At 60.8% G+C, this 26,741-nt stretch carries 26 protein-coding genes; 9 read left to right on the top strand and 17 right to left on the bottom strand.

The window, feature by feature from the left end:
• Window positions 1-40 precede the first annotated feature (40 nt).
• The 6 genes from B5F22_RS03765 to B5F22_RS03740 all read left to right on the top strand — a co-directional run bounded on the left by B5F22_RS03765 (window position 41) and on the right by B5F22_RS03740 (window position 9,941).
• A complete protein-coding gene (locus B5F22_RS03765) occupies window positions 41-3,322 on the top strand; it encodes a PD-(D/E)XK nuclease family protein (RefSeq protein WP_087391050.1) in 3,282 nt (1,093 codons plus the stop codon).
• On the top strand, window positions 3,312-6,872 hold the full coding sequence (gene addA, locus B5F22_RS03760) for a helicase-exonuclease AddAB subunit AddA (RefSeq protein ID WP_087391047.1): 3,561 nt from the start codon (window positions 3,312-3,314) through the stop codon (window positions 6,870-6,872). Before B5F22_RS03765 ends, addA begins: the two co-directional genes overlap by 11 nt.
• A gap of 108 nt (window positions 6,873-6,980) precedes the next feature.
• Window positions 6,981-7,181: a 50S ribosomal protein L31 gene (gene rpmE, locus B5F22_RS03755; protein WP_087231297.1), complete on the top strand. Its 201-nt coding sequence runs from the start codon at window positions 6,981-6,983 to the stop codon at window positions 7,179-7,181.
• 106 nt (window positions 7,182-7,287) lie between these two features.
• Window positions 7,288-7,794 carry a flavin reductase gene (locus B5F22_RS03750; RefSeq protein ID WP_087231300.1) on the top strand — a complete coding sequence of 169 codons (507 nt, stop codon included), beginning with the start codon at window positions 7,288-7,290 and terminating at the stop codon, window positions 7,792-7,794.
• Window positions 7,795-8,018: 224 nt separating this feature from the next.
• Window positions 8,019-9,308, top strand: a complete 1,290-nt coding sequence (hflX, locus tag B5F22_RS03745) for a GTPase HflX (RefSeq protein WP_087231303.1) — start codon at window positions 8,019-8,021, stop codon at window positions 9,306-9,308.
• A gap of 6 nt (window positions 9,309-9,314) precedes the next feature.
• The gene (locus B5F22_RS03740) at window positions 9,315-9,941 is read left to right on the top strand and encodes a YigZ family protein (protein ID WP_087391044.1); all 627 of its coding nucleotides are present in this window, start codon (window positions 9,315-9,317) and stop codon (window positions 9,939-9,941) included.
• Here B5F22_RS03740 and B5F22_RS03735 read toward each other — a convergent pair.
• Complete coding sequence (locus B5F22_RS03735; protein ID WP_158096607.1) at window positions 9,919-10,575, bottom strand: TIGR01906 family membrane protein; 657 nt, start codon at window positions 10,573-10,575, stop codon at window positions 9,919-9,921. The genes B5F22_RS03740 and B5F22_RS03735 overlap by 23 nt on opposite strands.
• Before the next feature lie 88 nt (window positions 10,576-10,663).
• Here B5F22_RS03735 and B5F22_RS03730 point away from each other — a divergent pair, with 88 nt between their 5' ends.
• Complete coding sequence (locus B5F22_RS03730) at window positions 10,664-11,929, top strand: MFS transporter (protein WP_158096606.1); 1,266 nt, start codon at window positions 10,664-10,666, stop codon at window positions 11,927-11,929.
• A gap of 39 nt (window positions 11,930-11,968) precedes the next feature.
• Here the strand turns inward: B5F22_RS03730 and B5F22_RS03725 are convergent, their stop codons facing one another.
• The 8 genes from B5F22_RS03725 to B5F22_RS03695 all read right to left on the bottom strand — a co-directional run bounded on the left by B5F22_RS03725 (window position 11,969) and on the right by B5F22_RS03695 (window position 16,924).
• On the bottom strand, window positions 11,969-12,544 hold the full coding sequence (locus tag B5F22_RS03725) for a hypothetical protein (protein WP_143482181.1): 576 nt from the start codon (window positions 12,542-12,544) through the stop codon (window positions 11,969-11,971).
• Window positions 12,545-12,558: 14 nt separating this feature from the next.
• On the bottom strand, window positions 12,559-13,599 hold the full coding sequence (locus B5F22_RS11970; RefSeq protein WP_143482180.1) for a hypothetical protein: 1,041 nt from the start codon (window positions 13,597-13,599) through the stop codon (window positions 12,559-12,561).
• A 161-nt stretch (window positions 13,600-13,760) separates the two neighbouring features.
• Window positions 13,761-14,240 carry a hypothetical protein gene (locus B5F22_RS03720; protein ID WP_087369557.1) on the bottom strand — a complete coding sequence of 160 codons (480 nt, stop codon included), beginning with the start codon at window positions 14,238-14,240 and terminating at the stop codon, window positions 13,761-13,763.
• Between the two features lie 34 nt (window positions 14,241-14,274).
• Window positions 14,275-14,730, bottom strand: a complete 456-nt coding sequence (locus B5F22_RS03715; RefSeq protein ID WP_087391039.1) for a helix-turn-helix transcriptional regulator — start codon at window positions 14,728-14,730, stop codon at window positions 14,275-14,277.
• Window positions 14,731-14,924: 194 nt separating this feature from the next.
• Complete coding sequence (locus tag B5F22_RS03710; RefSeq protein WP_087391035.1) at window positions 14,925-15,254, bottom strand: hypothetical protein; 330 nt, start codon at window positions 15,252-15,254, stop codon at window positions 14,925-14,927.
• Between the two features lie 77 nt (window positions 15,255-15,331).
• Window positions 15,332-15,670, bottom strand: coding sequence for a hypothetical protein (locus tag B5F22_RS03705; RefSeq protein WP_087391029.1), 339 nt, complete (start codon window positions 15,668-15,670; stop codon window positions 15,332-15,334).
• Window position 15,671: 1 nt separating this feature from the next.
• The gene (locus B5F22_RS03700) at window positions 15,672-15,971 is read right to left on the bottom strand and encodes a DUF2089 family protein (RefSeq protein ID WP_087231325.1); all 300 of its coding nucleotides are present in this window, start codon (window positions 15,969-15,971) and stop codon (window positions 15,672-15,674) included.
• 101 nt (window positions 15,972-16,072) lie between these two features.
• On the bottom strand, window positions 16,073-16,924 hold the full coding sequence (locus B5F22_RS03695; protein WP_087391027.1) for a LysR family transcriptional regulator: 852 nt from the start codon (window positions 16,922-16,924) through the stop codon (window positions 16,073-16,075).
• Between the two features lie 146 nt (window positions 16,925-17,070).
• On the opposite strand from B5F22_RS03695, the gene B5F22_RS03690 reads away from it, so the two are divergent.
• A complete protein-coding gene (locus B5F22_RS03690) occupies window positions 17,071-19,644 on the top strand; it encodes an FAD-dependent oxidoreductase (protein ID WP_087391024.1) in 2,574 nt (857 codons plus the stop codon).
• A gap of 53 nt (window positions 19,645-19,697) precedes the next feature.
• On the top strand, window positions 19,698-19,832 hold the full coding sequence (locus B5F22_RS12735) for a hypothetical protein (RefSeq protein WP_275532475.1): 135 nt from the start codon (window positions 19,698-19,700) through the stop codon (window positions 19,830-19,832).
• 62 nt (window positions 19,833-19,894) lie between these two features.
• On the opposite strand, the gene B5F22_RS03685 is transcribed toward B5F22_RS12735, so the two are convergent.
• From B5F22_RS03685 to B5F22_RS03650, 8 genes are read right to left on the bottom strand one after another with little or no spacing between them, the layout of a single operon-like run.
• The gene (locus B5F22_RS03685; protein ID WP_087391021.1) at window positions 19,895-20,278 is read right to left on the bottom strand and encodes an NADH-quinone oxidoreductase subunit C; all 384 of its coding nucleotides are present in this window, start codon (window positions 20,276-20,278) and stop codon (window positions 19,895-19,897) included.
• A 19-nt stretch (window positions 20,279-20,297) separates the two neighbouring features.
• Window positions 20,298-21,299, bottom strand: a complete 1,002-nt coding sequence (gene hypE, locus B5F22_RS03680; protein ID WP_087391019.1) for a hydrogenase expression/formation protein HypE — start codon at window positions 21,297-21,299, stop codon at window positions 20,298-20,300.
• Between the two features lie 6 nt (window positions 21,300-21,305).
• A complete protein-coding gene (hypD, locus tag B5F22_RS03675) occupies window positions 21,306-22,397 on the bottom strand; it encodes a hydrogenase formation protein HypD (RefSeq protein ID WP_087391016.1) in 1,092 nt (363 codons plus the stop codon).
• On the bottom strand, window positions 22,387-22,611 hold the full coding sequence (locus tag B5F22_RS03670; RefSeq protein ID WP_242955051.1) for a HypC/HybG/HupF family hydrogenase formation chaperone: 225 nt from the start codon (window positions 22,609-22,611) through the stop codon (window positions 22,387-22,389). The genes hypD and B5F22_RS03670 overlap by 11 nt, the downstream gene beginning before the upstream one ends.
• Window positions 22,608-24,845 (bottom strand): carbamoyltransferase HypF, encoded by a 2,238-nt coding sequence (gene hypF, locus B5F22_RS03665; RefSeq protein ID WP_087391008.1) that lies wholly within the window; start codon window positions 24,843-24,845, stop codon window positions 22,608-22,610. The genes B5F22_RS03670 and hypF overlap by 4 nt, the downstream gene beginning before the upstream one ends.
• Window positions 24,838-25,305, bottom strand: coding sequence for a hypothetical protein (locus tag B5F22_RS03660; protein ID WP_087391005.1), 468 nt, complete (start codon window positions 25,303-25,305; stop codon window positions 24,838-24,840). The genes hypF and B5F22_RS03660 overlap by 8 nt, the downstream gene beginning before the upstream one ends.
• Window positions 25,302-25,751, bottom strand: coding sequence for an NADH-quinone oxidoreductase subunit B (locus tag B5F22_RS03655; RefSeq protein WP_087231351.1), 450 nt, complete (start codon window positions 25,749-25,751; stop codon window positions 25,302-25,304). Before B5F22_RS03655 ends, B5F22_RS03660 begins: the two co-directional genes overlap by 4 nt.
• 14 nt (window positions 25,752-25,765) lie before the next feature.
• Window positions 25,766-26,728: a complex I subunit 1 family protein gene (locus B5F22_RS03650; protein ID WP_087391002.1), complete on the bottom strand. Its 963-nt coding sequence runs from the start codon at window positions 26,726-26,728 to the stop codon at window positions 25,766-25,768.
• Between the last annotated feature and the right edge of the window lie 13 nt (window positions 26,729-26,741).

The raw sequence follows: 26,741 nt of genomic DNA, 5'->3' as shown, positions 1-26,741 counted from the left end.
GTAGAATGAAACCCATCAACCCACGAGAGGAGGGTGCGCCATGCTCACCCTATTGTATGCCCGGGCGGGGCAGGAAATACGAAGAGAATTGCTGGAGCGGCTGGGGGCGTCCCCGGCCCAGCGCCGGCTGCTGCTGGTGCCCGAGCAGTACTCCCACGAGAGCGAGCGGGCCATGTGCCAGGTGCTGGGCAACGGGGCCTCCCGCACCTGTGAGGTGCTCTCCTTCACCCGTTTGGCCGGACGGCTGCGGGAGGTGGCCGGGGGCGGCGCCGCCCCGGTGCTGGACGGAGGCGGGCGGATGCTGCTGATGTACGCCGCCCTGCGCCAGTGCGCCCCTCAGCTGCGTATCTACCGTTCCCCCTCCCGCAAGCCCGCCTTCCTCACCCACGTGCTGGCCACCATCGACGAGTGCAAGAGCTGCTGTGTGCAGCCTCAGCAGCTCTTGGAGGCCGGGGAGGAGCTGGGGGGCCAGCAGGGGGACAAGTGGCGAGACATTGGCCTACTCTACGCCGCCTATGAGGCCCTGGCCGCCCAGGGAGCCGCCGACCCCCGCAACCGCCTGGACGTGCTGGCCCAGCAGCTCACCGAGACGGGCTGGGCCCAGGGCAAAGAAATCGCCGTATTCGGCTTTACCGACTTCACCCCCCAGGAGGAGCAGGTGCTGGAGCAGCTCATAAACCAGGCCCATGTCACCGTGGCCCTGGTGTGCGACCCAGACAACGACCCGGAGGGCATCTTTGAACCCGCCCTGCGGGCGGCTTCCCGGCTCAAGCGTCTGGCCCGCCGGGGCGGGACAGGGGTGGAGGAGCAGACCCTCCACCGCCCCCAGCCCAGCCACCCGGCCCTCTCCTGGATGGAGGGGCATCTGTACGGGCCCCTGCCTGATCTCTGGACAGTGGAATGCCCCGTGACCCTGGCCCAGGCCGCCACCCCCCGGCAGGAGGTGGAGTGGGCCGCCAGTGAGATCGTGGCGTTGCTGCACAGGGGAGACGTGCGGTGCCGGGACATTGTGGTGTGTCCCCGGCGGCTGGAGGGGTACGGGGAGCTGGTAGAGAGCGTCTTTGCCCAGTACGGCATCCCCGTCTACCTCAGCGCCATGGAGGACGTGCTGCGCCACCCAGTGCTGGCCCTGGTCACCTCCGCCTTGGCGGCCGCTGCCCAGGACTACCCCTATGAGGAGCTGTTCCGCTACCTGAAAACCGACCTCACTCCCCTGACCCAGGACCAGCGGGACACGCTGGAGAACTACGTCCTCACCTGGAACATCAAGGGAAGCCTGTGGACCCGGAAAAAGCCCTGGAACATGCACCCCCAGGGGTACGGCCTCACCTTCTCGGAGGAGGACACCGCCCTGGTCCAGCGCCTGGACGCCCTGCGCCGCCAGGTCATCGCCCCTCTGGAGCGGATGCGCAAGTGTCCCGACCAGACCGGGGCCGGGCGTGCCCAGGCCCTCTATCAGCTGTTGGAGGACATCGACCTGCCAAAACGCCTGGAGGAGCGGGCGGCCAGCCTGGAGCGCCGGGGTGACCTGAACACTGCCGCCCAGTACCGCCAGCTGTGGGACATTGTGGTGGGGGGCCTGGAGCAGTGCGCCCTGCTGCTGGGGGATACCCAGCTGGAGATGGAGGAGTTTGCCCGCCTCTTCGCCCTGGTGCTCAGCCAGTACGACGTGGGAGCCATCCCCGTGTCCCTGGACCGGGTCACGGTCGGCGAGGCCCCCCGCATGGCCCACAAGGAGTGCAAATACCTGTTCTTCCTGGGGGCGGACTCCACCGCCATCCCCAGCTGTGCCCCCGCCGCCGGACTCTTCTCCGACCAGGACCGGGAGGCTCTGGCGGCCTTGGAGGTGGAGCTGGCCTCCCGGCAGGAGGAGCAGCTGCGCCGAGAATTGACTATTGTATACGAGACCTGTGCCCGGCCCACTGGGGGGCTGTACGTCAGCTACGCCCAGCAGGACGGGGCGGGGCAGGAGCGGGGGGCAAGCTTCCTCTATGAGCGTCTCACGCAGCTGTTCCCCACCGCCCGCCACGGCGACCCCGCCGACGTGGCCTGTCGTCTGGCCGCCCCCGGCCCCGCCTTAGAGGCGGCGGGGCGAGTGGGGCAGGTGCGGACGGTGTTGTCCCAGCTGCCCGACATGCGGGACCGGGTGCAGCGGCTCCAGGAGGCGGGACAGTGGCGGCGCGGCCGCCTGTCCCCCCAGGGGGTGCGCACCTTGTACGGCAAGGCGGTGCCCATGTCCGCCACCCGGCTGGATTTGTACCAGTCCTGTCACTTCTGCCACTTCCTTCGGTTTGGCCTCAAGGCCCAGCCAAGGAAGCGGGCCAAGTTCGCCCCCTCCGACTACGGTACCTTTGTCCATGCGGTGCTGGAGGAGGTGCTGGGCCAGCACCCCGCCCCGGAGCAGTGCCGGGCTCTGGCCAAGGAGGCGGCGGACCGCTATGAAACCGAGGTGCTCCAGGGCCTGGAGGACGAGACCGCCCGGTTCCGCTGGCTCTTCGACCGCATGAAACAGTCGGTGCTCACCGTGGTGGACAGCGTGGCCGGGGAGCTGTCCGCCTCCCAGTTCGTCCCCGTGTGGCTGGAGCTGGGCTTCGGCAAAGGGGAGCAGCTGCCCCCGGTGGAGGTGGAGCAGGACGGCATTACCCTGCGTCTGTCCGGCTTTGTGGACCGGGTGGACAGCTGGGAGCACGAAGGAAAGCGCTACCTGCGGGTGGTGGACTATAAGACCGGCAAGAAGGCCTTCGACTTTGCGGAGGTGGAGGACGGGCGGGGGCTGCAGATGCTCCTCTACCTCTTCGCCCTCAGCCGCAACGGTGAGGCACTGTTTGGAGACCAGACCCTTATCCCCGCCGGGGTGCTGTATGTGCCTGCCCGCACTGCCCTGGTGGATGGCAGCCGCAACACCGACCCTCAAGCGGTGGCCCAGGAGCAGGAGAAACAGCTGCGCCGCCAGGGGCTGGTGCTGGATGACCCGGCGGTGATTGACGCCATGGAGGAGGCTCCAGACGGCAAATACCGCTATCTGCCCATCAATTCCCGCAACCGGGACTGCCTGGTGAACGAAGAGCAGATGCGGGAGCTGGACGAGTATGTCACCCAGGTGCTGCGCCAGGCTGCCAGCCAGGTGGCGGTGGGCAACATTGACGCCGACCCCTATTGGCGGGACGCCCAGCACAACGCCTGTCAGTGGTGTGAGTTCCGCTCCGCCTGCCACTTTGAGGAGTGCCTGGGGGACACCCTGCGCCGGAGACGGAGCAAGCGGGCGGTGGAATTTTGGAATTGGATGAAGGACCGAATGGGAGGTGGAGACCATGGCAATTGAACTCACCCGCCAGCAGCAGGCGGTGGTGGATAATCGGGGGGGCGACCTGCTGGTGTCTGCGGCCGCCGGTTCCGGCAAGACCCGGGTGTTGGTGGAGCGTCTGATGCAGCGCATCGAGCAGGGGGAAGATGTGGACCGCTTCCTAGTCATCACCTTCACCAATGCCGCCGCCGCGGAGCTGCGGGACCGCATCGCCGCCGCCATCCACGCCCGGCTGGCCCAAAGACCCAACGACCGCCATCTGCGCCGAAACGCCACGCTGGTGTATCAGGCCCAGATCTGCACCATTGACGCCTTCTGTCTGGATTTTTTGCGCCAGTGGGGCCACCTGGCCGGGCTGGACCCGGACTTCCGCCTGTGCGACCAGGGCACCGGAGAGGAGCTGCGGAGGGAGGCCCTGGAGCAGGTGCTGGAGGGGCGGTACGCCAACATTGCAAGCGACCCAGGCTTCCAGGCCCTGGCCGACAGCATGGCCGGGGACCGGGACGACCAGACCCTGGAGTCGGTGATTCTGGACATCCACGCCAAGGTCCAGAGCCAGGCCAGTCCCCTGGACTGGCTCATGGAGCGCAAGGCGGACTTTGATTTGACCGGGGAGACCGCCCCGGAGGACACCCCCTGGGGCAAGCTGCTCCTCTCCGATGCCCGGGAGCTGGCCCAATACTGGGCCCACACCCTGCAAGGGGTATTGCAGGAGCTGGAGGACGACCCGGTCTTGTGGAACAATTATGGGGGCACCTTGGGTACCACCATTTACGGCCTGGAGCGGGTGCAAGAGACCCAGGGCTGGGACGAGCTGGCCCAGGCCCTGCAGCAAGTGGCCTTTGAGCGCCCCAAGGCCAAGCGGGGGGACTGCGACGATGCTCTAAAGGAGCGGGCCAAGGGATTGCGGGAGGCCTGCAAAAAGCAGCTGGAGAAGCTGAAACAACGCTTCCAGGTCACCGGAGCGGAGGCCATGGAGGACCTGCGGGCCATTGCCCCCGCCATGACCGCCCTGTTGGACGTGGTGGCGGAGTTTGACCGGGCCTTTGTGGCCCTCAAGGGCCGACACCGCCTCATCGACTTTGCCGACGGGGAGCACCTCACCGCCGCCCTCCTCACCGACGGGGAGGGGAACCCCTCGCCCCTGGCTCTGGAGTGGCGCAAGCGGTATGTGGAGATCATGGTGGACGAGTACCAGGACACCAACGGGGTGCAAAACGCCATCTTTGATGCCCTGTCCCAGGGGGACAACCTGTTTTTGGTGGGGGATGTGAAGCAGTCCATATATCGCTTTCGCCTGGCAGACCCCACCATCTTCCTGGACAAGTACCGCCGCTTTGCCCCCTGGGAGACCGCAGAGCCGGGGCAGGGGCGCACCATCCCCCTGTCCGCCAACTTCCGTTCTCGTCCGGAGGTGCTGGACGCTACCAACTTTGTCTTCCGCAACGTCATGACCCAATCCGTGGGGGAGCTGGACTACGATGAGAACCAGGCCCTGCGCCACGGGCGGCAGGATTTGCAGCCCGACCCCCAGTATGCCACCGAGCTTTGCTGTGTGGACTTGTCCCAGCTGCCCGACCAGGAGGACAAGGTGAACAAGGACCTGGTGCAGGCCCGGCTGGTGGCCCGGCGGATGAAGGAGCTGCTGGCCTCGGGGCTTCCCATCGGGGACCGCCCCCTGCGCCCCGACGACATGGTGATTTTGCTCCGCTCCCCCGGCTCCACCTTGCGGTGGTATGCCGCCGCCCTGGACGAGGCGGGCATCCCTTGGAGCGCAGAAGGGGGAAGGGAGTTCTTCGGCACCACTGAGATTTCGGTGGCCATCTCCCTGTTGCAGGTGGTGGACAACCCCCGGCAGGACGTGCCCCTGCTGTCCGTCCTCCGCTCCCCGGTGTTCGCCTTCTCCCCGGACCGTCTGGCCCAGCTGCGGGCCGGGTGCTCTGGCTGCGTGTATGAGGCGGTGGAGGCGGGGGCCCAGCGGGAGGAGGCGGACTGCGTGGCCTTCCTGGCCCTCTTGGGGGAACTGCGGGCTCTGGCCGCCGAGGAGAGCAGCCACAAGCTGCTGTGGTACATCTACCAGCGCACCGACCTGCCCGCCATCTTTGCCGCCATGCCCCAGGGCGGGGCCCGTAGGGCCAACCTCATGGCCCTGTACGAGGAGGCCAGGCGGTTTGAGTCGGGCGGGCACAAGGGCCTCATGGCCTTTCTCATCCACCTCACCCGCCTGGCGGAAAACGGCCTGCCTGTCCCCGTGGAGGGGGAGAGCGTGGGGGGCGTGCGCATTCTGTCCATCCACCGCTCCAAGGGCCTGGAGTTCCCGGTGGTGTTCCTGTGCGGCTTGGAGCACCAGTTCAACACCGAGGACACCCGGTCCACCATCCTCTTCCACCCGGATTTGGGGCTGGGCCCCAAGCGGGTGGACCGGCAGCGGATGCTCCGCTACTCCACCATTGCCCGGGACGGGGTGACCCTGCGTTTGAGCCAGCAGCTCATCGCCGAGGAAATGCGCCTTTTGTACGTGGCCATGACCCGGGCCGAGCACAAGCTCATTCTATTCACCAGCGTCAACGGCAAGAATTTGAAGCTGGACAAGCTGGCGGCCCAGGCCCAGTGCCCGCCACCCCCCCGGCAGGTGGCGGGGGCCTCCTGCATGGCCGAGTGGGTGCTCACGCCTGCCCTGTGCCGGGAGGACAGTCAGCCCCTGTGGGATGAGCTGGGCCTACAGCGCCCGTGCAGCGCCCCCCAGCAGGGGTACCGCTGGGACGTGAAGCTGCTCACTCCCACCCAGGAGGATGCGGCCCGGGTGAGCCCCCTGGAGATGGGCGGGGAGGCAGAGCAGGGGGTGGAACTGCCCGCCGGGTGGCAGGAGGCTCTCACCTGGAGCTATCCCCATGAGGTATCTGCCCAGATGCCCTCCAAGCTCACCGCCACCCAGCTCAAGGGGCGGGATAAAGATGCGGAGGCGGCCCAGGACGGGGTGGAATATGCCCCTGCCAAGCCCACGGTGACCCTGCGCCGCCCGGTGTTCCAGGGCCAGCGGCCCCTCACCCCCGCCCAACAGGGTACCGCCCTGCATATGGTGATGCAGTATTTGAACTTTGACCGCACCCATACCCTGGAGGAGATTCAGGAGGAGATTGCCCGGCTGGTGGCGATGCAGTTTATCACACCCCAGCAGGGGGAGGCGGTGGACCCAGGGCGGGTGCTGGCTTTCTTCCGCTCTCCGCTGGGCCAGCGACTGGTGGCCTCGCCCCAGATGGAGCGGGAATTTAAATTTTCCATGCTGGTGCCCGCCGCCGACTACTACCCCAACGCCGAGGCGGGGGAGGAGGTGCTGCTCCAGGGCGTGGTGGACTGCTGGTTTGTGGAGGAAGACGGCACCGTGACGGTGCTGGACTTCAAGACCGACCGGGTCAGCGAGGCCACCGTGGAGCAGCGAGCCCAGGAATACCGCCCCCAGCTGGAAGCCTACAGCCGGGCCCTGTCCCAGGCTTTGGAGCTGCCCGTGGGCCGTTGTACCCTGTGGTTTTTCAGCCTGGGGGAAGAAATCAGCTGGAAAATAAAATAATTTGAAAAAGCCCTTGCTTTTTCTCCCTAAGCGTGGTAAGATACATGTTGCGTTTACATGGAGTCATTGGGCTCCTGGACTTATTTTCGAAAGAAAGAGGTGAATTCCATGAAGGAAGGCATCCATCCCAACTATCAGCAGACCACTATTACTTGCGCCTGTGGCAACGTGATCGAGACTGGTTCTACTAAGAAGGACATTAAGGTGGAAGTCTGCTCCAAGTGTCACCCCTTCTACACCGGTAAGCAGAAGATGGTGGACACCGGCGGACGTGTCAGCCGCTTCAACAAGAAGTTCGGTTTGGGCTAATCTTATGGTTTCTTTCAAGGAGACGTTGCAGTGTGCAACGTCTCCTTGTCTTTTTATGCAAAGGTGCATATAATGAAACTATCAAAGATACAAGGAGGCTACCATCATGTTGAAAAAAGTGGAACCCAAGGAGTTGGACTTTAACGTCTTTTCCGCCATTGGTGACCAGTGGATGCTCATTACCGCCGGGGACAAGGAAGACTGCAACACCATGACCGCCTCCTGGGGTGGCCTGGGCATCCTGTGGGGCAGCCCCATTGCCATTGCCTATATCCGACCTCAGCGGTACACCAAGGAATTTGTGGACCGTGAGGAGTATTTCACCCTTTCTTTCTTTGGCCCTGAGTACCGTCCTCAGCTGGCCCTGTGCGGGTCCAAGAGCGGCAGAGATGTGGACAAGGTGGCAGAGTGCGGCTTCACCGTGGCCACAGCAGCGGGGGACGCCCCGTATTTTGAAGAAGCGGACATGGTGCTGGTGTGCCGCAAGCGCATGGCCCAGCGCATGAATCCCTCCTATATCCCGGAGGACGTGCGGGAGAAGTGGTACCCGGAGGGAGATTACCACACCATGTACATCGGGGAGATTGTGGAGGCCCTGGTCAAACACCATTGAACGGACACCATGTGCCCGTTCAATGGTGGAGTGTTGCAGCCCACTGCGCGCAAGGCTTGCCCAAAGGACGGGCAAGCCTCACACTTGCGGGCTGAGAAGTGTTTTTCCCGATGCGCATGTCCTCGGGAAAAACGGGATTTCAATTGATTTCCCCGCCTGGGGGCGGGGAAACTCTGCCGAGGGCTTTTGATACAGTCTAGGCGTAAACATTCAAAGGAGTTTCTATGTTCGAAGATACACAAGTAAAAGAAATCAACCGAGCCATCCTGGTGGGGCTCAACGCCCCCAGCCTCACCAGGGAGGAGAACGCCACTGAGGAGACCCTGGAGGAGCTGGCGGCCCTGCTGGACACCGCCGGGGGCACCTGTCTGGGTACCGTGCTGCAAAATCGGCCCAACCCGGAGCCCCGCACCTTCATCGGCGAGGGTAAGACTGCCGAAATTAAGGAGCTGGTGGGGACTCTGGGGGCGGACATTGTCATCTTTGACAACCCCCTCTCGCCCTCTCAGCAGCGGGTGCTCACCGAGGAGCTGGGGGTGACGGTGATGGACCGGGCCGCCCTCATTCTGGACATCTTCGCCAAGCGGGCCCGCACCAGCGAGGGCCGCTTGCAGGTGGAGCTGGCCCAGTACAAGTATCTGCTGCCCCGTCTGACCGGCATGTGGAAGCACCTGGAGCGGCAGGAGGGCGCCATCGGTACCCGTGGCCCTGGTGAGACCCAGCTGGAGAGCGACCGCCGCCACATCCACCGGAAAATTGCCAAGCTGGAGGATGAACTGAAGGATGTGCGCCGGGTGCGGGCCACCCAGCGGGAGCGCCGGGAGAAAAACGAAGTGCCGGTGGTGGCCATCGTGGGCTACACCAACGCCGGAAAGTCCACCTTGCTCAACGCCCTCACGGGGGCGGACATTCCCGCCAACAACCGCCTCTTTGACACCCTGGACACCACCACTCGGATGCTGGAGATCTCGGACACCTGCACCGTGCTCATCTCCGACACCGTGGGCTTTATCTCCAAGCTGCCCCACCAGCTGGTGGACGCCTTCAAGGCCACCCTGGAGGAGCTGACCTTTGCAGACCTGCTGCTCCACGTCATTGATACCTCCGACCCCCTGTGGCGGGAGCAGGCGGACGTGGTGGACCGGCTCATTCTGGAGCTGGGCGCTGCTGAGACCCCCCGCCTGGAGGTCTTCAACAAGTGCGACCTGGCCCCGGCGGAGATTCTCCCCCACGGGGAGGACATTGTGTCCATCTCCGCCCGCACGGGAGCGGGCCTGCCCCAGTTGCTGGAGGCCATTGGCCGCCGCCTGGACACCGGGGCACGCCGGGTCACCATCCACCTGCCCTACGACCAGGGAGGACTGCTGGACACCCTGTATCGTGAGAGCAAGGTGGAGAAGGTGGACTACACCGAGACCATCGACGTGGTGGCGGTGTGTACCCCCAAGACCATCGGACGGCTGGGCCCTCTGGTGGAGGGGTGGAAGCCCCACAAAGAGGACTGGGAGGACTGAAACAACATGAGTGAATACCTCATCCCCACCCGGGAGGCCCAGGCCACCCTGGTGGAAAAGCGCTCGGAGTTCATCGGCCACGTGTGGCCCATTGAGACCGAGGAGGAGGCCCGGGCCTGCATCGAGTGGGCCAAGAAAAAATATCACGACGCCCGGCACAACTGCTGGTGCTACATCGTCAAGGACGGCGCGGTGCGCTACTCCGACGACGGCGAGCCCCAGGGCACGGCGGGCCAGCCCATGCTGGGGGTATTCCAAAAAGAAGGAGTGACCAACGTCTGCTGCGTGGTCACTCGCTACTTTGGCGGTATTCTGTTGGGGGCCGGGGGCCTGGTGCGGGCCTATACCCAGGCCTCGAAAATGGCCCTGGATGAGTCGGGCATCTCGGTGGTGCGCCGCTGGGTGGAAGTCACCGTGGACTGCCCCTATAACTTCTTCGAGCGGGTGAAGCTGGAGGTCACCGCCCTGGACGGGGTGGTGGGGGATGTGGACTATACCGACCACGTCACCGTCCGCGCCCTGCTGCCGGAGGGCCAGGAGGTGCCTTTCGGGGCTAGAATCACCGAGATTTCCGCAGGAGGCTTTTCCGCTGTGGAAGTGGGGGAAGTTTTTAAACCCGTGCCTTTGGCCTGACGAAATCCCAGACAATCATTCCGATACATCCCACCAGCAACAGCCCTAAAATCAAAAGGGCACAGTTGCGGAAAAACACCTGGGGAAGAATGAAGATAATGGGGTCGGTGTTGGGGTCAAAGAGCCAGTTGTCTTTGCCGGGGAAGAACAGGTGGTGAAAGACCACAAAGGCCCGGTCAAAGTCCAGGGCGGCCAGGCCGCCAATCACGGCGAAGCTGACCCCCAGCCCGGCCCCCGCCCAGAATCCGGGCCCACGGCCCAGAATGGGCGCACATCGGCGTTTTAGAAGGCGGGTGAGGACGAAGAGCACCACACACGCCGCCACACTCCCAGCCAACAATCCCAGGTCCAGCAAAAACAGGCCCCGCACGTCGGCAAAGTGGCTGGCCCCTTCCTGAGAATGGGGGAGGATGCCGGTGGAAAAGGTGTCGCCGCCAGTACAGTAGTCCATCATCTCGTTATAAGCCCGGCGGATTTCGGTCTCAGACAGGCCGATCTGCTCGGTGAGGTCCAGCGCGTCGATGTGGGCATAGTAGAAGGAGCGGCACAAAATAGGGGCGGCAATGGCTCCGGTGAGCAGCACCAGGGCTGCCAGCACCGCCCACAAGAGAGTGAGGATTTTACTTCGTTTCATGGGAGGACCCCTCCTTGGTGGATTCCCTGACAGTATACCACGCATTGAGGCGTTTTCCAATCGTATTGTTCTGCGAGAGAGGAGAGTTTTGAGTACCCCGTCTACGTTGTGGACCCGGGACTTCACCATCATCACATTGGGCAGTGTGGTGTCCATGGTGGGGAGCACCTTGTCCGGCTTTGCCATGAGTATCATGGTGCTGGACTATACCGGGTCCACCCTTTTATACGCAATTTTCAACATCGGTTTCCAGCTTCCGGTGCTGGTGGTCCCCCTGTTGGCGGGGCCGTACCTGGACCGGATGAGCCGGAAAAAAGTGATTTATCGGCTGGACTTTCTGTCCGCCTTTCTCTACCTGTTGATGTTCCTGCTCATGAGTCAGGGTTGGTTTAACTATGTGCTGTTGCTGGCCTTTTGCCTCATTACAGGCGCCATTAACAGCGTGTATTCCGTGGCCTATGACAGTTTCTATCCCAACCTCATCACGGAAGGGAACTTCTCCAAGGCCTATTCCATCTCCAGTCTGCTCTGGCCTCTGGCGGCCATGACCTCTCCCATTGCGGCCCTCATCTATGACCGTATGGGTACCATCCTGCCCTTGTTGGCCCTGGATGGTGTGAGTTTCTTCATTGCCGCCTGCTTTGAGCGCACCATCCGCTACCAGGAGACCCACATGGACAAGGCCGCCCCGGTGCAGAGTCAGAACCCTCTGCGGCAGTTCGGCGTGGACTTCAAGGAGGGTATGTCCTACATTCTCTCCGAGAAGGGGCTTCTGGCGGTGACGCTGTACTTCACCGTGAGCAACTTTGCCGGAAGCGGCGGCGGCACCCTGCACCTGCCCTTTTTCCGCAGCCACGCCTATCTGTATATCATGTGGCCGGTGGCGGCGGTGACCCTGTATGCCATCGTCTCCAACGCTGCGGTGATCGGGCGGCTCATCGGCGGCCTCATCCACTACAAGGTGCATTTTCCCACCCACTTGAAGTTCCGCATTGCCCTGTGCGTGTACGTTGTGGTGGGATTGAATGCGGCCATGGAGCTGTATCTCCCCATCCCTCTCATGGCCCTGGCCTTTTTCATCACCGGGGTGCTGGGGGTCACCAGCTACAACATCCGCATTGCCGCCACCCAGTCCTATGTGCCGGACACGAAACGGGCCCGGTTCAACGGCACCTTCCAGATGCTGTGCTCCCTGGGCGGCGTGGCGGGCACCCTCCTGGCCGGAACGCTGGCCGAGGGCATGGACGAGCGCCACGTCATCCTCCTGCTGGAGGCGGTGGACCTGGCGGCCATCCTGCTGTTTATGGTGGGGGGCCGGAAGTTCGTGGCCAAGCTGTACAATCGAGATCTATAGATAAGAAAGCCCTTCTGCCATGGAGCAGAAGGGCTTTCCCTATTGAAATAGATATCCCGGTGGCTGAACCTGCTCCAGAGTCTCCCAATCTAGGACGGAAATCAACTGGAAATACAGGTAGGCGTTCATTTCATCCAAGACCATGGCCATCTCTTCACAGTAGGCTGGGTCAGAGAGCAGCTTGGGGTGAAAGGGCATCTCCCGCCACAGGCGCAGGCCCAGCTGGGGGAACAGGTACTCCGTGCTGAGCTGTTCATCCTCCAGATCATAGATACAGGCGCTGTGGGCTTTTAAGGTGTTTACCAGGTCTTCCGCCGGGGTTTGAAATACCTTCAGTCCATGCAGGAGAATGGGAAGGTGGTGGCTCAGTTCTCCGTCTACTCCGATCTCCACCGCCCGGTCCTGGTAATAGTGTACCAGAAAGAAGAACTCATCCCCCTGGTAGCGGATGCAGGTGAGGGGACCCACTGTTTCTCTGGATATGTCCACCGGGGTGGAGGTGGGAAGCTGGGCCTCCGCACGAAGCTGTTCCACGGCGGTCAAAATCTCCTGGGGCGACATTCCCAGCTTTAAGGGGCCGATGCCCTGATGATAAGCTATACTAAGAGATTTCATATATAATCTGTTCATTAGCGTAAACCAAACAGTTTTTCATACTCCACCAAACAGGTAACCACTTCGTTATAGTATTTTTGCTGCAAGCTACCGTGGTAACCTTCCGAGTCCGGTTTGGATTTTAAGTCATTGACCTCGTGTTGAAGTGCTTCACGATACTTTTTTGCTTGAAGAAGGGAGGTTACTGTAGCGACATATGAAGAATTACCACAGCTTCCGGTTTTTTTGTGATCGGCTACCATCATGCGAATACAGTAGGCTGTATTTGTATTAAAACCATTTCTCAGTAAAGAATTTGCAGGTATAAAATGATGGCGATTACCTCCATTTGCAGTAAATTTATTATAGGGTTGTGCATCAAAATTATATCGAACTCTGTCTTCTTTGTTTTTATTGTTATAGGAGTGTTCTCTGCCATTATCATATACCCGGGTAGAATATTCAAACTTTTCCTTAACACCCCATTTTGTTATATTCCATGTGGAAATAACACCGTTTGTTACATTAGACTTAGAGAAAACAGTAGAGCTACGAAGCTGCCAGGTCGTATTGTTTAAAGTGTAGCACATAAGGGTACCAGAAACAACGCCAAGTGGATTGTCAGCATCAACCATGGCTGCTTTGACTGATATCGATTTGTCTGTAATTGGATAATAAATATACCATATGTCGATGATTGAACCGCGTGAGTTCTTTTCTACATACAATGTACCATTGTCGATAGTTCCGGTTTCGGTCTCGGAAGGAAGAGAAAGAGCATACTGCTCTGAAATTTCTTGAACGTCACTTGGACTAACATCGGAGAGAATATTAGTACTGTTTGTATAGTTGGATGCAGTTTGATAGAAATATGCCCTTATTTCTTTTTGTGCTTCAAGCAGTTCTGTCATTTCGCCCGTATCGTTTAAAAAGTCTACGATGGATGAATCTGCAAGGGCTTCTGGAACAGATAATTGAGAAATAACAACGGAATTATCACTTTCACTAGCAAATGAAAGTAACGATGTTGATAAAACCATACACAAGGATAACAATATTGTAATAAATTTTTTCATAAAACAACCTCCTCTCAACTAACTATAAATCAGTTTGCGAACAATAAGTTTATGCCTTGAAGATTTATTTCCTGAAAATAAGGCCAACTTGCTGTCGATGGCAATTTAAAAAATAAATTTCTGCATTTCATATCCCTACTTTCTCGTAATGCACCTATTTGTCAGTAGTAGACAAAACCCATAATTTGAACAGATACGTTAGAGTTGTTCCGAAAAGCTAAGTAATACTTCCCAGTTTTACGCACTCGAATGGTCTTATTTATGGTGCCAGAATTCTCAGTAAAACTATAAAAATACCCATTACTATCAATTAGACCAGCAGAAATAGACGAGCTTCTTGGTGAGTAGGTGAAGTTCATGGAAACCGTTTCCCCAACCTCTAGAGAAAACGGAGTGTCAGCTTTGAGAAGCTTTCCTGCATCGATGGTAATGTCCAAACGATTGGTTGCCCGGGTATTATCCAGATTAAAACTATCTATGACGGAGATAATCTCAGCTTGTTGCTCTATAGATTGGACATATGATACAGTCTCGGAACAAGGTGCATCGATGTATACTGTGGCAAAGGCTCCAGTACAGCATAGGACTACCATTCCAAGAGAAAGGGACGAAATAAGAAGTTTCTTTGTAAGCTGTTTCATGATTTCCTCCATCGTGATTTCAGATTATAGTGTGTTAGTCAAACCCAAAGTTTCCATCTGGAGCGACAGTACCTTCTTGTTGAAGGTGATCTATGTCTACAAGATTTTCATTTTGAGAACGGTTCATACGCCACAGACAAGTAGATAGCAAGAATACAAATACCAGGAACACGATAGCGGCTACAATGGAAATTCGTTTCCTGAATAAAACAGTAATACCTATTCTTTGCTTCTTGGGAACAGCCTTTGGAGGCTCGGGCTGACTTTCAGGAGAAGATGGCGTTTTTCCTTCTATATCGTGCCCCACCAATTCATCCAGGGATACCCCATACAGCCGGCTGAGCTCCAGCAGGTTCTCTGTGGAGGGGACAGAGCTACCCACCTCCCACCGGGAGATGGCCTGGCGGGACACGTTGAGACGCTCTGCCACATTCAACTGGGAATATCCGTGCTCTTTCCGCAGCGCCGCTAATTTTTCTGACAGTACCATGTTGACACCTCAAATCTATCTGATATTGAAGCAAGATGAAACCACATCGGGGTTGCATTCAGGCAAGTTTTGGTTGCAACCCCTAGTTTACATGCTCGTTGTGCCTTTGTCCAGCCAAGAAAAAGCCCCGCCCTTGGGATAGCAGGGTGCCATTCCAAGGGCGGGGGCTTTATTGATACAGCGAAACCAGCCACTCAATCCATTTCCACCAGGACATAGTCCACTGGGTCAAAGGGGGCAATGCTGCTCAGCAGTGCCTGAGAGACCTCCTCGAAGGTGACGTCCTCCCGCTGGCTCAGCACGACATAGTGGGAATCTGCTTGGGCATTTGGGAGGGTCCCGGTGAGCTCCAGACGGTACTGGTACACGGTGTCCTCACACTTCCAGGTGCCGTCTTTCAGCTCCTGATAGGTGACCATCACACTGTCCTGGCCGCTCTCATAGGTCTTGACCACGTTGGAGGCAGAACAGCCAGCCAGCAAAACCAAACTCAGGGCCAGGCCCATCAACCATTGCTTTCTCATGGGGAGACACTCCTTTCCTGGGTGGGGGCGGTTGCCCCTCAGATTCAAGTCCAGTGTATCCCATTCTGCGGGGGCCGTCAACCATCCAAGTCTTGAATGTTCATCTTGTCCAGCTGTTTTTTCCGGCTGTACTTCTCCCGACAGGCAAAGTAGATGCCCAACAGCACCAAGGTGGGAATGTTGTACATCAAAAACAGCAGGAGGGTGGGGACGAGAATGTCACCAAAGCTCTGATGCTCCGTGGGCACATAGGCATATAGGGCGGCCCCAAAGGTGACGCACAGACTAAAGAGAAAGGTGAGGCTGGGCAACACCAGCCCCGGCCAGCGGCTCTCCCGGCGGGAGAGAAAGATTTGCAGAAGAACGATGCCCACCAGCAGGGCAAGGGTGATGAGGGCGTTTATGGGATTGAACATATCATGGTCCTCCTTGTTGTTTTTTGTACTGGGTGATGAGCAGCTTGGCAGTGTCAAAGTCCAGCTTATCCTGGAGGGCCAGCCGCTTGATGAGGGCGATGTACGGCTCGCCCTCCACTTGGTCGCTGAGTTGAATTTTCTGAATCAGTCGGTCCAGACGCAGCCGAACCGTGGGGTAGGTCACCCCATATTGACGGGCCATCTCCTTCAAAGACCCGGAGGAGAGGAGAAACTTTTTGATAAACACCAGGTCTTCCTCCTCCAGATTGGCCATCCACTCGGGCATGATGTCCAAAGCCACGAGGCATACCCTCCTTTCTTTAACAATGTTGATTATATACTTCAATAAAGTTAAAGTCAATATGAAAGTAAGAGCTGCCGCATCTGCGACAGCTCTTGGGTTTACCCCTGGAGAAAGAGCCGGATTTTCTCCTGTGGGTCGGTATTTTTTAAGTATACAATGTTAAATTCCCGGATAATGGGGTCTCCCTCCATCCAGAACTTGCCCAGCTGGGGGTCGCTGTCCGCCAAAGCCTCATAGACGAAGCTGACCCCCAGGTTTTGCTTCACTGCATCCAAAATCAGCTTAAAGGAGCTGATGCAGATGTGGCGGTCAAACCGCTCCAGAGACTCGTTGTAGCCCTTGAGCTTCTGTTCCAGAATGGCCCGGGTGCCGGAGCCCGCCTCCCGGTGGATGATGGTGGCGGTGAGCAGCTCAGGCAGGCCCACCTTGCGGCCACAGAAGGGGTGGTTTTTGTGGCAGATGCCCACAAAGGGCTCCTGGCGGAACAGCTGCCATTCAAAGTGGGTCTTGCTGAAGTACCCCTCCACCACTGCAAAGTCCAGCTGGCCGTCGTCCAGCATTTGCAGCAGGTGCTCGGTGTTGTCCACAATGAAGGTGAGGGCGTGGTCCTGGCTGGTGAGGAAGCGGTTGACCAGGTGGTTGATGACGTAGTCCCCGATGGTCTTGGTGGCCCCCACCTTCAGCTCCAGTACGTGCTGATTGGAGAGTTTGCGCCGTACTTCCAGGTCGTTGTGCTTCACCGAGCGGGCATATTCCTCCAACGCCCGCCCCTGTGGGGTCTGAATCAGCTGCCGCCCGGCGTAGGTAAACAGGCTGCACCCGTACTCATGCTCCAGAAATTGAATGTGATGGGTGACGGCAGGCTGAGAAAGATGCAGAATTTGGGCGGTTTTGCGGTAATTCATCTCCTCACACAGGATGAGGAAGGTTTCCATTCGATAATCCAGCATAGATATACCCCAGTTCTTTCATAGGTAAAGTGGGTGATTCAGAATTTGAATCGTTGTATCATTAAGTCGAATCAATTATATCATCGAAGGTATGGTATAATCAACACGCTTAATTCTGCGAAAAAATGAACAAAGGAGAGGGAGATATGAACGTGATCGTCATCGGCGGCGTTGCCGCAGGCACCAAGACCGCCGCCAAGCTCAAGCGTGAGAACCGGGACGCCAACGTCACCATCTACACCAAGAGCCAGGACATTTCCTACGCCGGGTGCGGCCTGCCCTACTATGTGGGCGGCAGCATTGAGACCCGGGACGAGCTGATCGTCAACACCCCCGCAAAGTACAAGGGCCTGACCGGGGTGGACGTGGTCACCGGTATGGAGGCCACCTCCGTGGACGCCAACGCCAAGACCGTGACCGTGCGCAACGTGGTGAGCGGTGAGGCCAACACCGTCAGCTATGACAAGCTGGTGGTGGCCGTGGGCGCTGAGCCCTTTGTGCCCCCCGTGGAGGGCGTGAACCGGAAGGGCGTGTACACCATGCGTACCCCCGACGATGCCATCGGTCTGCGTGCTTACGTGGACGACAACCACTGCCGCAACGCCGTGGTGGTGGGCGGCGGCTTCATCGGCCTGGAGATCGCCGAGAACCTCATGGCCAAGGGCCTGAACGTCACTGTGGTGGACATGGCCGACCAGCTGATGCCCAACATCTTTGACGCTGAGGTGGCCGACTACGTCCGCCGCAAGCTCCAGGCTAAGGGCATGCGTGTGCGCACTGGCACCGCCCTCAAGGGCATTGTGGGCACCGAGAAGGCCACTGGCGTGGACACCAGCGCCGGCGTGCTGCCCGCCGACGTGGTGGTGCTGGCCATCGGCATCCGTCCCGCCACCGGTTTCCTGGCTGAGTCCGGCCTGGAGATGGTGAAGGGCACCATCGTGGTGGACGACCACCAGCGCACCAACCTCAATGATGTGTACGCCGTGGGCGACTGCGCCATGGTGCACAACCGCATCACCGGCAAGGGCCAGTGGTCCGCCATGGGCTCCACCGCCAACATCACCGGCCGGTGCCTGGCCAAGAACCTCACCGGCACCGACGCCCCCTACCTGGGCTGCATGGGCACCGGCGTGGTCCGTCTGGCCGACGACCTCAATGCTGGCCGCACCGGCCTCACCGAGGCTCAGGCCAAGGCTGAGGGCTATGACGTGGTCACCGTGACCTGCGTCACCGACGACAAGGCCCACTACTATGCCGACGCCTCCTCTTTTGTCACCAAGCTCATCGCCGACAAGACCACCGGCAAGCTGCTGGGTATCCAGGTGCTGGGCGGCGGCGCTGTGGACAAGATGGTGGACATCGCCGTCACCGGCATCGCCATGGGCGCCAAGGTTGCCGACTTCGACACCCTGGACTACGCCTATGCGCCTCCCTTCTCCACCGCCATCCATCCCTTCGTCCAGGCCTGCTACATCCTGGAGAACAAGATGTCCGGCGCGTTCGAGACCTTCACTCCCGCCGAGTACGCCGCTGGCGCTGCCAAGGAGTACCGCGTGCTGGACGCTCACCCCGCCGCCACTCTGCCCGGCGCCACTTGGGTGAACCTGTCCACCGTCAACGGCCCCATCGAGGGCACCAACCTGGACGACAAGCTGCTGCTGGTGTGCGCCAAGGGTAAGCGCGGCTACTTCCTGCAGAACCGCCTGAAGGCCCTGGGCTACACCAACACCCGCGTGTTGGAGGGCGGCGCCTTCATCAACACCGTGAAGATTTCCGTGCCCGGCACCGCTCTGAGCGCCGCTGAGATCAAGCGGGTGAAGGGCCTGGGCTGTCTCCAGGATAAGCGCTATCCCGACGTGTTCAACGTGCGTATCATCACCCGCAACGGTAAGATCACCGCCGACGAGCACCGCACCGTCATCGAGGCCGCCGAGAAGTTCGGCAGCGGCGAGGTGACCATGACCACCCGTCTGACCCTGGAGATTCAGGGCGTGAAGTACGAGAACATTCAGCCCCTCATCGACTTTGTCAACGAGCGCGGCCTGCTCACCGGCGGTACCGGCTCTCTGGTGCGTCCTGTGGTGGCCTGTAAGGGTACCACCTGCCAGTACGGCCTGCTGGACTCCTTCTCGCTCAGCGACAAGATTCACGAGCGGTTCTACCTGGGCTACCACACCGTGACCCTGCCCCACAAGTTCAAGATCGCCGTGGGCGGCTGTCCCAACAACTGCGTCAAGCCTGACCTGAACGACCTGGGCATCGTGGGTCAGCGTGTTCCCATGGTGGACCTGTCCAAGTGCCGTGGCTGCAAGGTGTGCCAGGTGGAGAACGCCTGCCCCATCAAGGTGGCCAAGGTTGTGGACGGCAAGGTGATCATCGATCCCAACGAGTGTAACAACTGCGGCCGCTGCAAGGGCAAGTGTCCCTTCGGCGCTCTGGAGGAGTACACCGAGGGCTACAAGGTCTACGTGGGCGGCCGCTGGGGCAAGAAGGTTGCCCATGGCCACCCCCTGAGCAAGATCTTCACCAGCGAGGAAGAGGTTCTGGACGTGGTGGAGCGCGCCATCCTGTTCTTCCGTGACGAGGGCATCACCGGCGAGCGTTTTGCCGATACCATTGATCGTCTGGGTATGGAGTATGTGGAGGATAAGCTGCTCAACCAGGCCATCAACAAGGAAGCCATCCTGAACAAGACCGTTAAGGGCGGCGCAACCTGCTAAGGAGAGAGAAAGAGAAATGAAGAGAGAGACAACCCATAAAGTGACTCCCCCTGATGGTGGTCAAGAAGACCTTCCCCATGTTCATCCTGTGGTTCGTGGTCATGGCCGGCCTGAACACCTTCGGCTTCTTCTCTGCGGTGGGCATCGACGTGCTGGGCAAGTACCTGTTCGCCGGGTACGTGGGCTAATCTCTAATACATAAAAAAGGTTCCATCCTCTCGGATGGAACCTTTTTTATTGCTTGTAAGAGTTATTCCAGATGATTTTCTTTGCGCAGCACGTCAATGGGGGTGACGGTGATCTGCCCGTCCCCGCTGAGCAGGTTGTCCGGCATAAACAGCCGCTGGCTGCAATCCAGACCCTCAAAGGTGATGGGGACCAGCTCCGCCACGTCTCGCTCCGCCCACTGAGCGGCGGCGTCGTAGATGTGGGAGATGGTGGGCACGGTGGCGTGGCCCCGCACCTCGTAGCTCAAAACATTGGGGCCGTCGTCGTAGTCGTAGGTGACCACGGGGGTGCCGTCGTTTTCGATGTGTCCGTGAATCATGATGAGAAGCCGCCCCGCCTGGCGCATCTTCTCTGCGGTGGGTACGATTTCCTCGGGCTGGATTTGAATTTTTTCATTGGTCTGCATGGTGACATCCCCTCACTTATTAACAGATTCTCGGCAACTGTGCGCCGGATAGCTTGGATAACACACGGTGGGCTCCAAAGGCGGTTTTCAGCACCGCCCGGCCTGGGAACTGAGTGGTGATGGAGCCGATGATGGCGGCGTTCTCGCCGCCGGGAGTGCGGTGTAGGGCCTCCAGCACCGCCGGAGCAGTCTCGGGGTCCACTACCGCCAACAGCTTGCCCTCGTTGGCGCAGTACAGGGGGTCCAGACCCAGAAGGGCACAGGCGGTCTCCACCTGGGGCCGCACCGGCACCGCGTCCTCCTGCACCTGGGCGCACAGGTCCGTGCCCTCCACAAACTCATTGAGCACTGTAGCCACGCCGCCCCGGGTGGGGTCTCGCAGCACCCGCACGCCGCCCGCAGAGAGAGCCGCAGCGGCCAGCTGGTTCAGAGGCATACAGTCGGAAATAAGCTCGTCCCCCTGGAGCATCCCGCTTCGAGCCAGCATCACGGCGGTGCCGTGGTCGCCCACGGTGCCGCTTATAAGAATTTGATCTCCCTCCCGGATGGCCTGGGGGGACAGCCCCGGCCATTTCACTTCCCCAATGCCGGAGGTGTTCAGGTAAATCCCGTGGCCGTGGCCTCGCTCCACCACTTTGGTGTCCCCGGTGACCACCTGTACCCCACAGGAGGCGGAGGTGTGGGCCAGAGAGGTAATGATGCGCTTCAAATCCGCCACCGGGAAGCCCTCTTCCAAGATCATGCCCAGGCTCAGATATTTGGGCACCGCCCCGCACATGGCAAGATCGTTGACGGTGCCGCACACGGCCAGCTTGCCAATGTCCCCGCCGGGGAAGAAGATGGGGTCAATGACAAAGCTGTCGGTGGAGAAGGCCAGGGGGCCGTTTACATCCAGCAACGCTCCGTCCCCCAGGGGGGCCAGGTGGGGATTTTGCAGGGCGGGGAGGAGCAGCTCCTCAATGAGCTGGGCGGTGCGGCCTCCGCCGCTGCCGTGGTCTAAGGTGATATATTGTGGTTCCATCGCGGGTCATTCCCTTCCATAGAGATAGGCGGCGGCACAGGCTCCCTCCCCGGACACCATGCACGGCCCCACCGGGTTGTCCGGAGAGCACACGGTGCCAAACAGAGGGCACTCACGGGGGCCAATGCGCCCACAGATCACATCCCCACACCGACAGGGGGAGGGGGCAGTCTGTGGGGCAGGGGAGAAGCCAAAGCGGGCGGCGGCGTCATAGGCGGCAAACTCCGGCTTCAACCCAAAGCCGCTGTTTGGAATATTACCCAGCCCCCGCCAGGTGTCGTCACGGGGCTCCAGCACCTGGGCCATCACCTGTTGGGCCATTTGGTTGCCCGACCGGGACACCGCCCGGGTGTATTCGTTTTCCAGCTTGGGGGTGTGGTCCTTCACCTGGGTGATAAGCAGGTGGAGGGCCGCCACCAGGTCCCCCGCCTCAAAACCTGCCACCACGGCGGGTTTTTGGTACTCTTGGGGGAGAAAGGAAAAGGCTTCCGCCCCCAAAATGGTGGCCACATGGCCGGGGCACAGGAAGCCGTCCACCCCGAAGTCCTCTTGGCTCAGCAGGGCCCGGAGGGCGGGGGGCGTGGCTTTCAGCAGGCACAGCAGGGAGAAGTTTTTCAGGCCCTGCCGTTGGGCTTCCAGCACGGCCAGGGCAGTGCCGGGGGCGGTGGTCTCAAACCCCACTCCCAGGAATACCACCTGTTTTTCCGGGTGGGCTTTGGCCAATTCTAAGGCGTCCATGGGGGAGTATACCACCTGGATGTCTGCCCCCAGGGCCTTTTGCCGCCGCAAATCAAACCCAGGCTTGGAGCCTGGTACCCGCATCAAATCCCCGTAGGTGGTGAGGGTGACCCCGGGCAGAGCGGCTATGCGCAATACCTCGTCCATCACATTGGCGGGGGTGACACACACCGGACAGCCGGGCCCGGAGATCAGCTTCACCTGAGGGGGCAGCAGCTGCCGCACCCCGGTGCGGGCCAGGGCCATGGTGTGGGTGCCGCACACCTCCATGAGGCGCATGGGGGGCAGGCTTTGGTCCTGGATGGCCGCCACCAGCCGCTCTAGCCCCTGGGGGCGGCGGAAATCCGCTTCACAGAGCATTGGCCACCTCCTGGAGGGCTTGCAGGTTTTGCAGGGCCTGTTCTTCGCTGAGTCGCTCCATGGCAAACCCGGCGTGGACCAGCACGTAGTCCCCCACTTGAGGATTGCGGATGAAGTCCAGGCGCACCGAGCGGCGAATGCCGCCCGCCTCGGCGATGCCCTCCTTGTTGTGAATTTCCATGAGCCGCAGGGGCACGGCCAGACACATAGTCATCCTTCCTTTCTCCGCGCTGCCGCGGCGATCAGCTGTCCCAGGGCAATCCCCTCGTCGTTGGTGGACACCCGGGAGTGGTGATAGGCCCGGAAACCCTGGGCGGCCAGTGCGTCCAGGATACGGGGCAGTAGATACATGTTTTGAAAGACACCGCCGGAGAGCATTACCTGAGTGAGGCCGGTGTGCTTCCGGGCGAATTGGCACTGTTTCACCGCCAATTCCACCGTGGCGTTCATAAACTGGGCCGCCAGCAGGTGGGGAGAATCCCCCGCCGCTTTGCGTTCCATCAGGGCGGCGGTAAGGGCGGGGGTGATCAGGCGGCACACGCCGTCCACCGTCTCCACCTCCACCGGGAGGGACTGGGTGATACCAGCCTGGGCCATATGCTCCAGGCGGATGGCGCTCTCCCCCTCGTAGTGGACGGGGGAGGAGCCCCCCAACAGGGCGTACACCCCGTCAAAGAGCCGCCCCATGCTGGAGGCAGGGGGACAGTTGAGCCCGGCTGTTAGCTGCATGGTGAGCAGTTGGGCCTGGTGGGCGGTGGACTGTTCTTCCAGCCCTGCTTCCACCAGCAGGCTGTGGGCGATGCGTCCGGGGTCCCGGGCGCAGGCGTCCCCGCCAGGCAGGCGGATGGGGGAGATGGAGCCCAGGCGGGTGAAGCTGTGGGCGTCTCCCGCCAGACACTCCGCCCCCCAGATGGTGGAGTCGGTGCCCAACCCGGTGCCGTCCCAGATGAGGCCGATGCAGGGCCCTGTGAGGCCGTTATCCGCCATACAGGAGAGCATGTGGGCGTGGTGGTGCTGCACTGGGAGAAGGGGTACATTCAGTTCCTTGGAGAGCTGTTGAGCCACCTGGGTGGACAGATAGTCCGGGTGGAGATCGCAGGCCAGCCCTTCCACCGCCACCCCGAAGAGGGTGCGGAAGTGGTGGAGCTGGGTTTGGTAGTGCTCCAGCGTCTCCATGTTTTTCAAATCCCCGATGTGCTGGCTCAGCAGGGTATCGGTTCCCTTGCCCAGGGCAAAGCCCGCCTTCTGTTCCGCTCCACAGGCCAACAGGCCGTGGACGGGGACGGGCACCTCCAAGGGCTGAGGCACATAGCCCCGGCTGCGGCGTAAGGGGTATTCCTTCCCCCGGAAGATGCGGAGGAGGGAGTCGTCACACCGGGTGACAATGTCCCGGTTGTGGAGGAGAAAGCCGTCGGCGATGCCTTGGAGGCCCTCCACCGCCGCCTGGTTACTGATGAACACGGGACAGTCCGAGGGGTTGGCGGAGGTCATCACCAGAGCGGAAAAGCCCTCCATGAGCAGATAGTGTAGCGGGGTATAGGGGAGCATGAGCCCCAGCTCGGGGGTGTGGCTGAGCACATCCGGGGCGGGGTCACGCTTGCGCAGCAGTACAATGGGCCGCCGCCAGCTGTTCAGCGCTTTCTCCTCTTCCGGGGAGACATGGCACAGGGCTCGGGCGGCATCCACGTCGGCGCACATGAGGGCCAAAGGCTTGCCCTCTCGCTCTTTGCGTTGCCGCAGCCGAGAAGCGTACTCGGGCAGACAAGCCAGGTGAAAGCCCCCCAGCCCCTTCACTGCCACAATCCCGCCCTGTCTCAGCTGGGTCTGGGCCAGTCGGATGGGGTCGCCCTCCACGGCTTGTCCCGCCCCGTCCAGGTAGGTGAGGGTGGGGCCGCAGTGGGGGCAGCAGGTGGGCTGGGCGTGGTAGCGGCGGTCGGTGATGTCGGTGTACTCGCCTTGGCAGTCTTCGCACATGGGGAATACCCCCATGGCGGTGCGCTCCCGGTCATAGGGGACGCTTTGAACAATGGTGAACCGGGGCCCGCAGTTGGTGCAGTTGAGAAAGGGGTGGCGGTACCGTCGGTCCTTGGGGTCTCGCATCTCCCGCAGACAGTCCTCGCAGATGCCCACGTCCGGGCTCACCTGGGTGTCCGGGAGGGTTTCCCCCACGCTGGGCAGGATGTGAAAGCCCGTCTCTCCCGTGGGGGGAATGGAAACGGTGCTGACCCGGCGAATGCGGGCCAGCACCGGGGCCTGTTGCTGCAAAAGAGGCACGAATTGGGTTACCTGGTCTGGCTGCCCCTCCAGCTCCAGCTCCGCCCCCTGGGAGGTGTTGCGGATGAAGCCGGACAGGCCCAGCTGGGTGGTGAGGCGGTGGACGGTGGGGCGAAACCCCACCCCCTGCACCAGCCCCTCCACCTCCAGGCGAATGCGGGAGCGCTCAGCCATCGGCTTTCTCGGCTGCCGCCTTGGCGGCTTTGGCGGCCTCTGCCTTGGCCTTCAGCTCGGCGATCTGCTCCGGGGTCAGCTTGGGGGGCGGCGCCTTCTTGATGAAGGTGCCGGAGACCAGGAAGTCCTCGGGCTGGGTGCCCACGATCATGTAGTCGTCACTGAGCTCGATGGACTTTCGGGCGCAGAAGTCCGCGCACATGGAGCAGAAGGTGCAGCTGGTCAGGTCAAAGGTGAGGGTGATTTTCTGGTCCCCGTTGGGCAGGGGCTCCATGGTGCGCTCCATGCACTGGGGGGCGCACACCCGCATACACATCCCGCAGTTGACACAGGTCTCCGGGTGGTAGATGATGCGGCCCCGGTAGCCGGGGGCTGCCTTGGGGGGCTCTCCCTTGGGAAACTTCTCGGTGGCCGGGGCACGGAACAGGTTGCCCAGAGCTTTGGTGAGGTAGGGAATCATGCCTGACGCATCTCCTTCCGCTTTTCAGCCAGTATTTCGGCGGCCTTGGCCAGAGCGGCCATGATGGCCTCGGGCTTGGGGGTGCAGCCGCCCACGGACACGTCCACATGGGTGTACTTCTCCAGGGGGCCGTCTACGCAGTAGCTGCCCTTAAACACGTTACCGGAGCGGGGGCAGGAGCCCAAGCTCACCACCACCCGGGGTTCGGGGACCTGGGCCAGGGTGCGCACCAGGCGGTCTTTTGTCTGGGAGGTGACGGGGCCGCTGACCACCACGATGTCTGCCTGGCGGGGGGTTCCGGTGAGGCGGAAGCCCAGCCGCTCGGCGTCGTACCGGGGGGTGAGCACCGACACCAATTCAATGTCACAGCCGTTGCAGGAGCCTGCATTGATGTGGAAAATCCAGGGACTTTTGGCCATGCTCTTGTCAATCATTCGTTGAAACATTTCCTTGTCCCTCCTTACAGGCCCAGCCAGACCAGAATGAGACTGATGAGGGCCAGACCGGCCACCACCGTCCAGTAGAATTGGAACACTTGCTCCACCTTGAACCGGGCGCACACGGCGTGGGGCACGCTCATGGTCACAAAGGTGAGCACCACGCTGAGGGCCACCATCACCAGGGCGTCCAGAGCGGCGTACCCGGTGGAGATGCCGCCCAGGAACAGCACGCAGAAGAGGGCGCACATGACGTACATTTTCACGCAGTGGGTGAGCCGGAACAGTCCGGCGGGGGGGCCGCTGTACTCGGCCAGGGTGCCCTCGCAGATCTCGGTTTCCGCCTCGGCGATGTCAAAGGGGTGCATGCCGATCTCGCAGGGAATGACGAAGAGCATGGCCAGGGCGGCGGGAATCATGCTCCAGTGGAAGAGCATGTTGCCGTTGACGGCCTGCCAGTCCACAATGGCCTGGAGGGAGAAGGTGACCCCCAGCGGGGAACCCTCACCCGCCATGCGGCCCACGGCCAGCATCACCAGCACGAAGGGCAGCTCGTAGGAGATCATGGCCACCATTTCCCGGCTCAGGCCCACCCCGGCGAAGGGGGAGCCGGAGGCGGCAGCGCCCACGATCATGGACACGCCCACTACTGTCAGGAGGTAGAGGATGACCACCAGGTCCGCGGAGGTGGAGTACACGGAGTAGGAGAACACGGGGACGAACAGGGCCACGGTGATCAGGGCGGCAAAGCCCAGCACCGGGGCGGCCAGGAACAGTCCCTTGCGGGCGTGGCGGGGGATGATGGTCTCCTTGCCGCAGCACTTGAGAAAATCGTACCAGGGCTGGAGCAGGGGCGGGCCCACCCGGTTTTGCATCCGGGCCACCAGCTTGCGGTCCAGGCCCGCCAGCAGGACCCCCACCACCACACAGAACAGCAGGCCGGGGAATACCAGCACATGGAAGATCGTCCAGAGAAGATTTGTCATGTCAGGTACCCCC

The organism is Pseudoflavonifractor sp. An187 (genome assembly GCF_002160275.1).
In the GTDB taxonomy this organism is placed as follows: domain Bacteria; phylum Bacillota; class Clostridia; order Oscillospirales; family Oscillospiraceae; genus Enterenecus; species Enterenecus faecium.
Note: the sequence above shows the minus strand (reverse complement) of the source record. Positions and strands in the feature narration are given on the sequence as shown.

Excerpts from the sequence above, each read along its gene's own strand:
- B5F22_RS03705 (WP_087391029.1), bottom strand. The coding sequence starts at position 15,670 with ATGTTCAATCCCATAAACGCCCTCATCACCCTTGCCCTGCTGGTGGGC.
- B5F22_RS03655 (WP_087231351.1), bottom strand. The coding sequence starts at position 25,751 with ATGTTTCAACGAATGATTGACAAGAGCATGGCCAAAAGTCCCTGGATT.
- hypE (WP_087391019.1), bottom strand. The coding sequence starts at position 21,299 with ATGGAACCACAATATATCACCTTAGACCACGGCAGCGGCGGAGGCCGC.
- B5F22_RS03650 (WP_087391002.1), bottom strand. The coding sequence starts at position 26,728 with ATGACAAATCTTCTCTGGACGATCTTCCATGTGCTGGTATTCCCCGGC.
- B5F22_RS03725 (WP_143482181.1), bottom strand. The coding sequence starts at position 12,544 with ATGAAATCTCTTAGTATAGCTTATCATCAGGGCATCGGCCCCTTAAAG.
- B5F22_RS03685 (WP_087391021.1), bottom strand. The coding sequence starts at position 20,278 with ATGCAGACCAATGAAAAAATTCAAATCCAGCCCGAGGAAATCGTACCC.
- B5F22_RS03765 (WP_087391050.1), top strand. The coding sequence starts at position 41 with ATGCTCACCCTATTGTATGCCCGGGCGGGGCAGGAAATACGAAGAGAA.
- B5F22_RS03710 (WP_087391035.1), bottom strand. The coding sequence starts at position 15,254 with ATGAGAAAGCAATGGTTGATGGGCCTGGCCCTGAGTTTGGTTTTGCTG.
- B5F22_RS03740 (WP_087391044.1), top strand. The coding sequence starts at position 9,315 with ATGAGTGAATACCTCATCCCCACCCGGGAGGCCCAGGCCACCCTGGTG.
- B5F22_RS03720 (WP_087369557.1), bottom strand. The coding sequence starts at position 14,240 with ATGAAACAGCTTACAAAGAAACTTCTTATTTCGTCCCTTTCTCTTGGA.
- hflX (WP_087231303.1), top strand. The coding sequence starts at position 8,019 with ATGTTCGAAGATACACAAGTAAAAGAAATCAACCGAGCCATCCTGGTG.
- hypF (WP_087391008.1), bottom strand. The coding sequence starts at position 24,845 with ATGGCTGAGCGCTCCCGCATTCGCCTGGAGGTGGAGGGGCTGGTGCAG.
- B5F22_RS11970 (WP_143482180.1), bottom strand. The coding sequence starts at position 13,599 with ATGAAAAAATTTATTACAATATTGTTATCCTTGTGTATGGTTTTATCA.
- B5F22_RS03735 (WP_158096607.1), bottom strand. The coding sequence starts at position 10,575 with ATGAAACGAAGTAAAATCCTCACTCTCTTGTGGGCGGTGCTGGCAGCC.
- B5F22_RS03750 (WP_087231300.1), top strand. The coding sequence starts at position 7,288 with ATGTTGAAAAAAGTGGAACCCAAGGAGTTGGACTTTAACGTCTTTTCC.
- B5F22_RS03660 (WP_087391005.1), bottom strand. The coding sequence starts at position 25,305 with ATGATTCCCTACCTCACCAAAGCTCTGGGCAACCTGTTCCGTGCCCCG.
- rpmE (WP_087231297.1), top strand. The coding sequence starts at position 6,981 with ATGAAGGAAGGCATCCATCCCAACTATCAGCAGACCACTATTACTTGC.
- B5F22_RS03690 (WP_087391024.1), top strand. The coding sequence starts at position 17,071 with ATGAACGTGATCGTCATCGGCGGCGTTGCCGCAGGCACCAAGACCGCC.
- B5F22_RS12735 (WP_275532475.1), top strand. The coding sequence starts at position 19,698 with ATGGTGGTCAAGAAGACCTTCCCCATGTTCATCCTGTGGTTCGTGGTC.
- B5F22_RS03715 (WP_087391039.1), bottom strand. The coding sequence starts at position 14,730 with ATGGTACTGTCAGAAAAATTAGCGGCGCTGCGGAAAGAGCACGGATAT.
- hypD (WP_087391016.1), bottom strand. The coding sequence starts at position 22,397 with ATGCTCTGTGAAGCGGATTTCCGCCGCCCCCAGGGGCTAGAGCGGCTG.
- addA (WP_087391047.1), top strand. The coding sequence starts at position 3,312 with ATGGCAATTGAACTCACCCGCCAGCAGCAGGCGGTGGTGGATAATCGG.
- B5F22_RS03670 (WP_242955051.1), bottom strand. The coding sequence starts at position 22,611 with ATGACTATGTGTCTGGCCGTGCCCCTGCGGCTCATGGAAATTCACAAC.
- B5F22_RS03695 (WP_087391027.1), bottom strand. The coding sequence starts at position 16,924 with ATGCTGGATTATCGAATGGAAACCTTCCTCATCCTGTGTGAGGAGATG.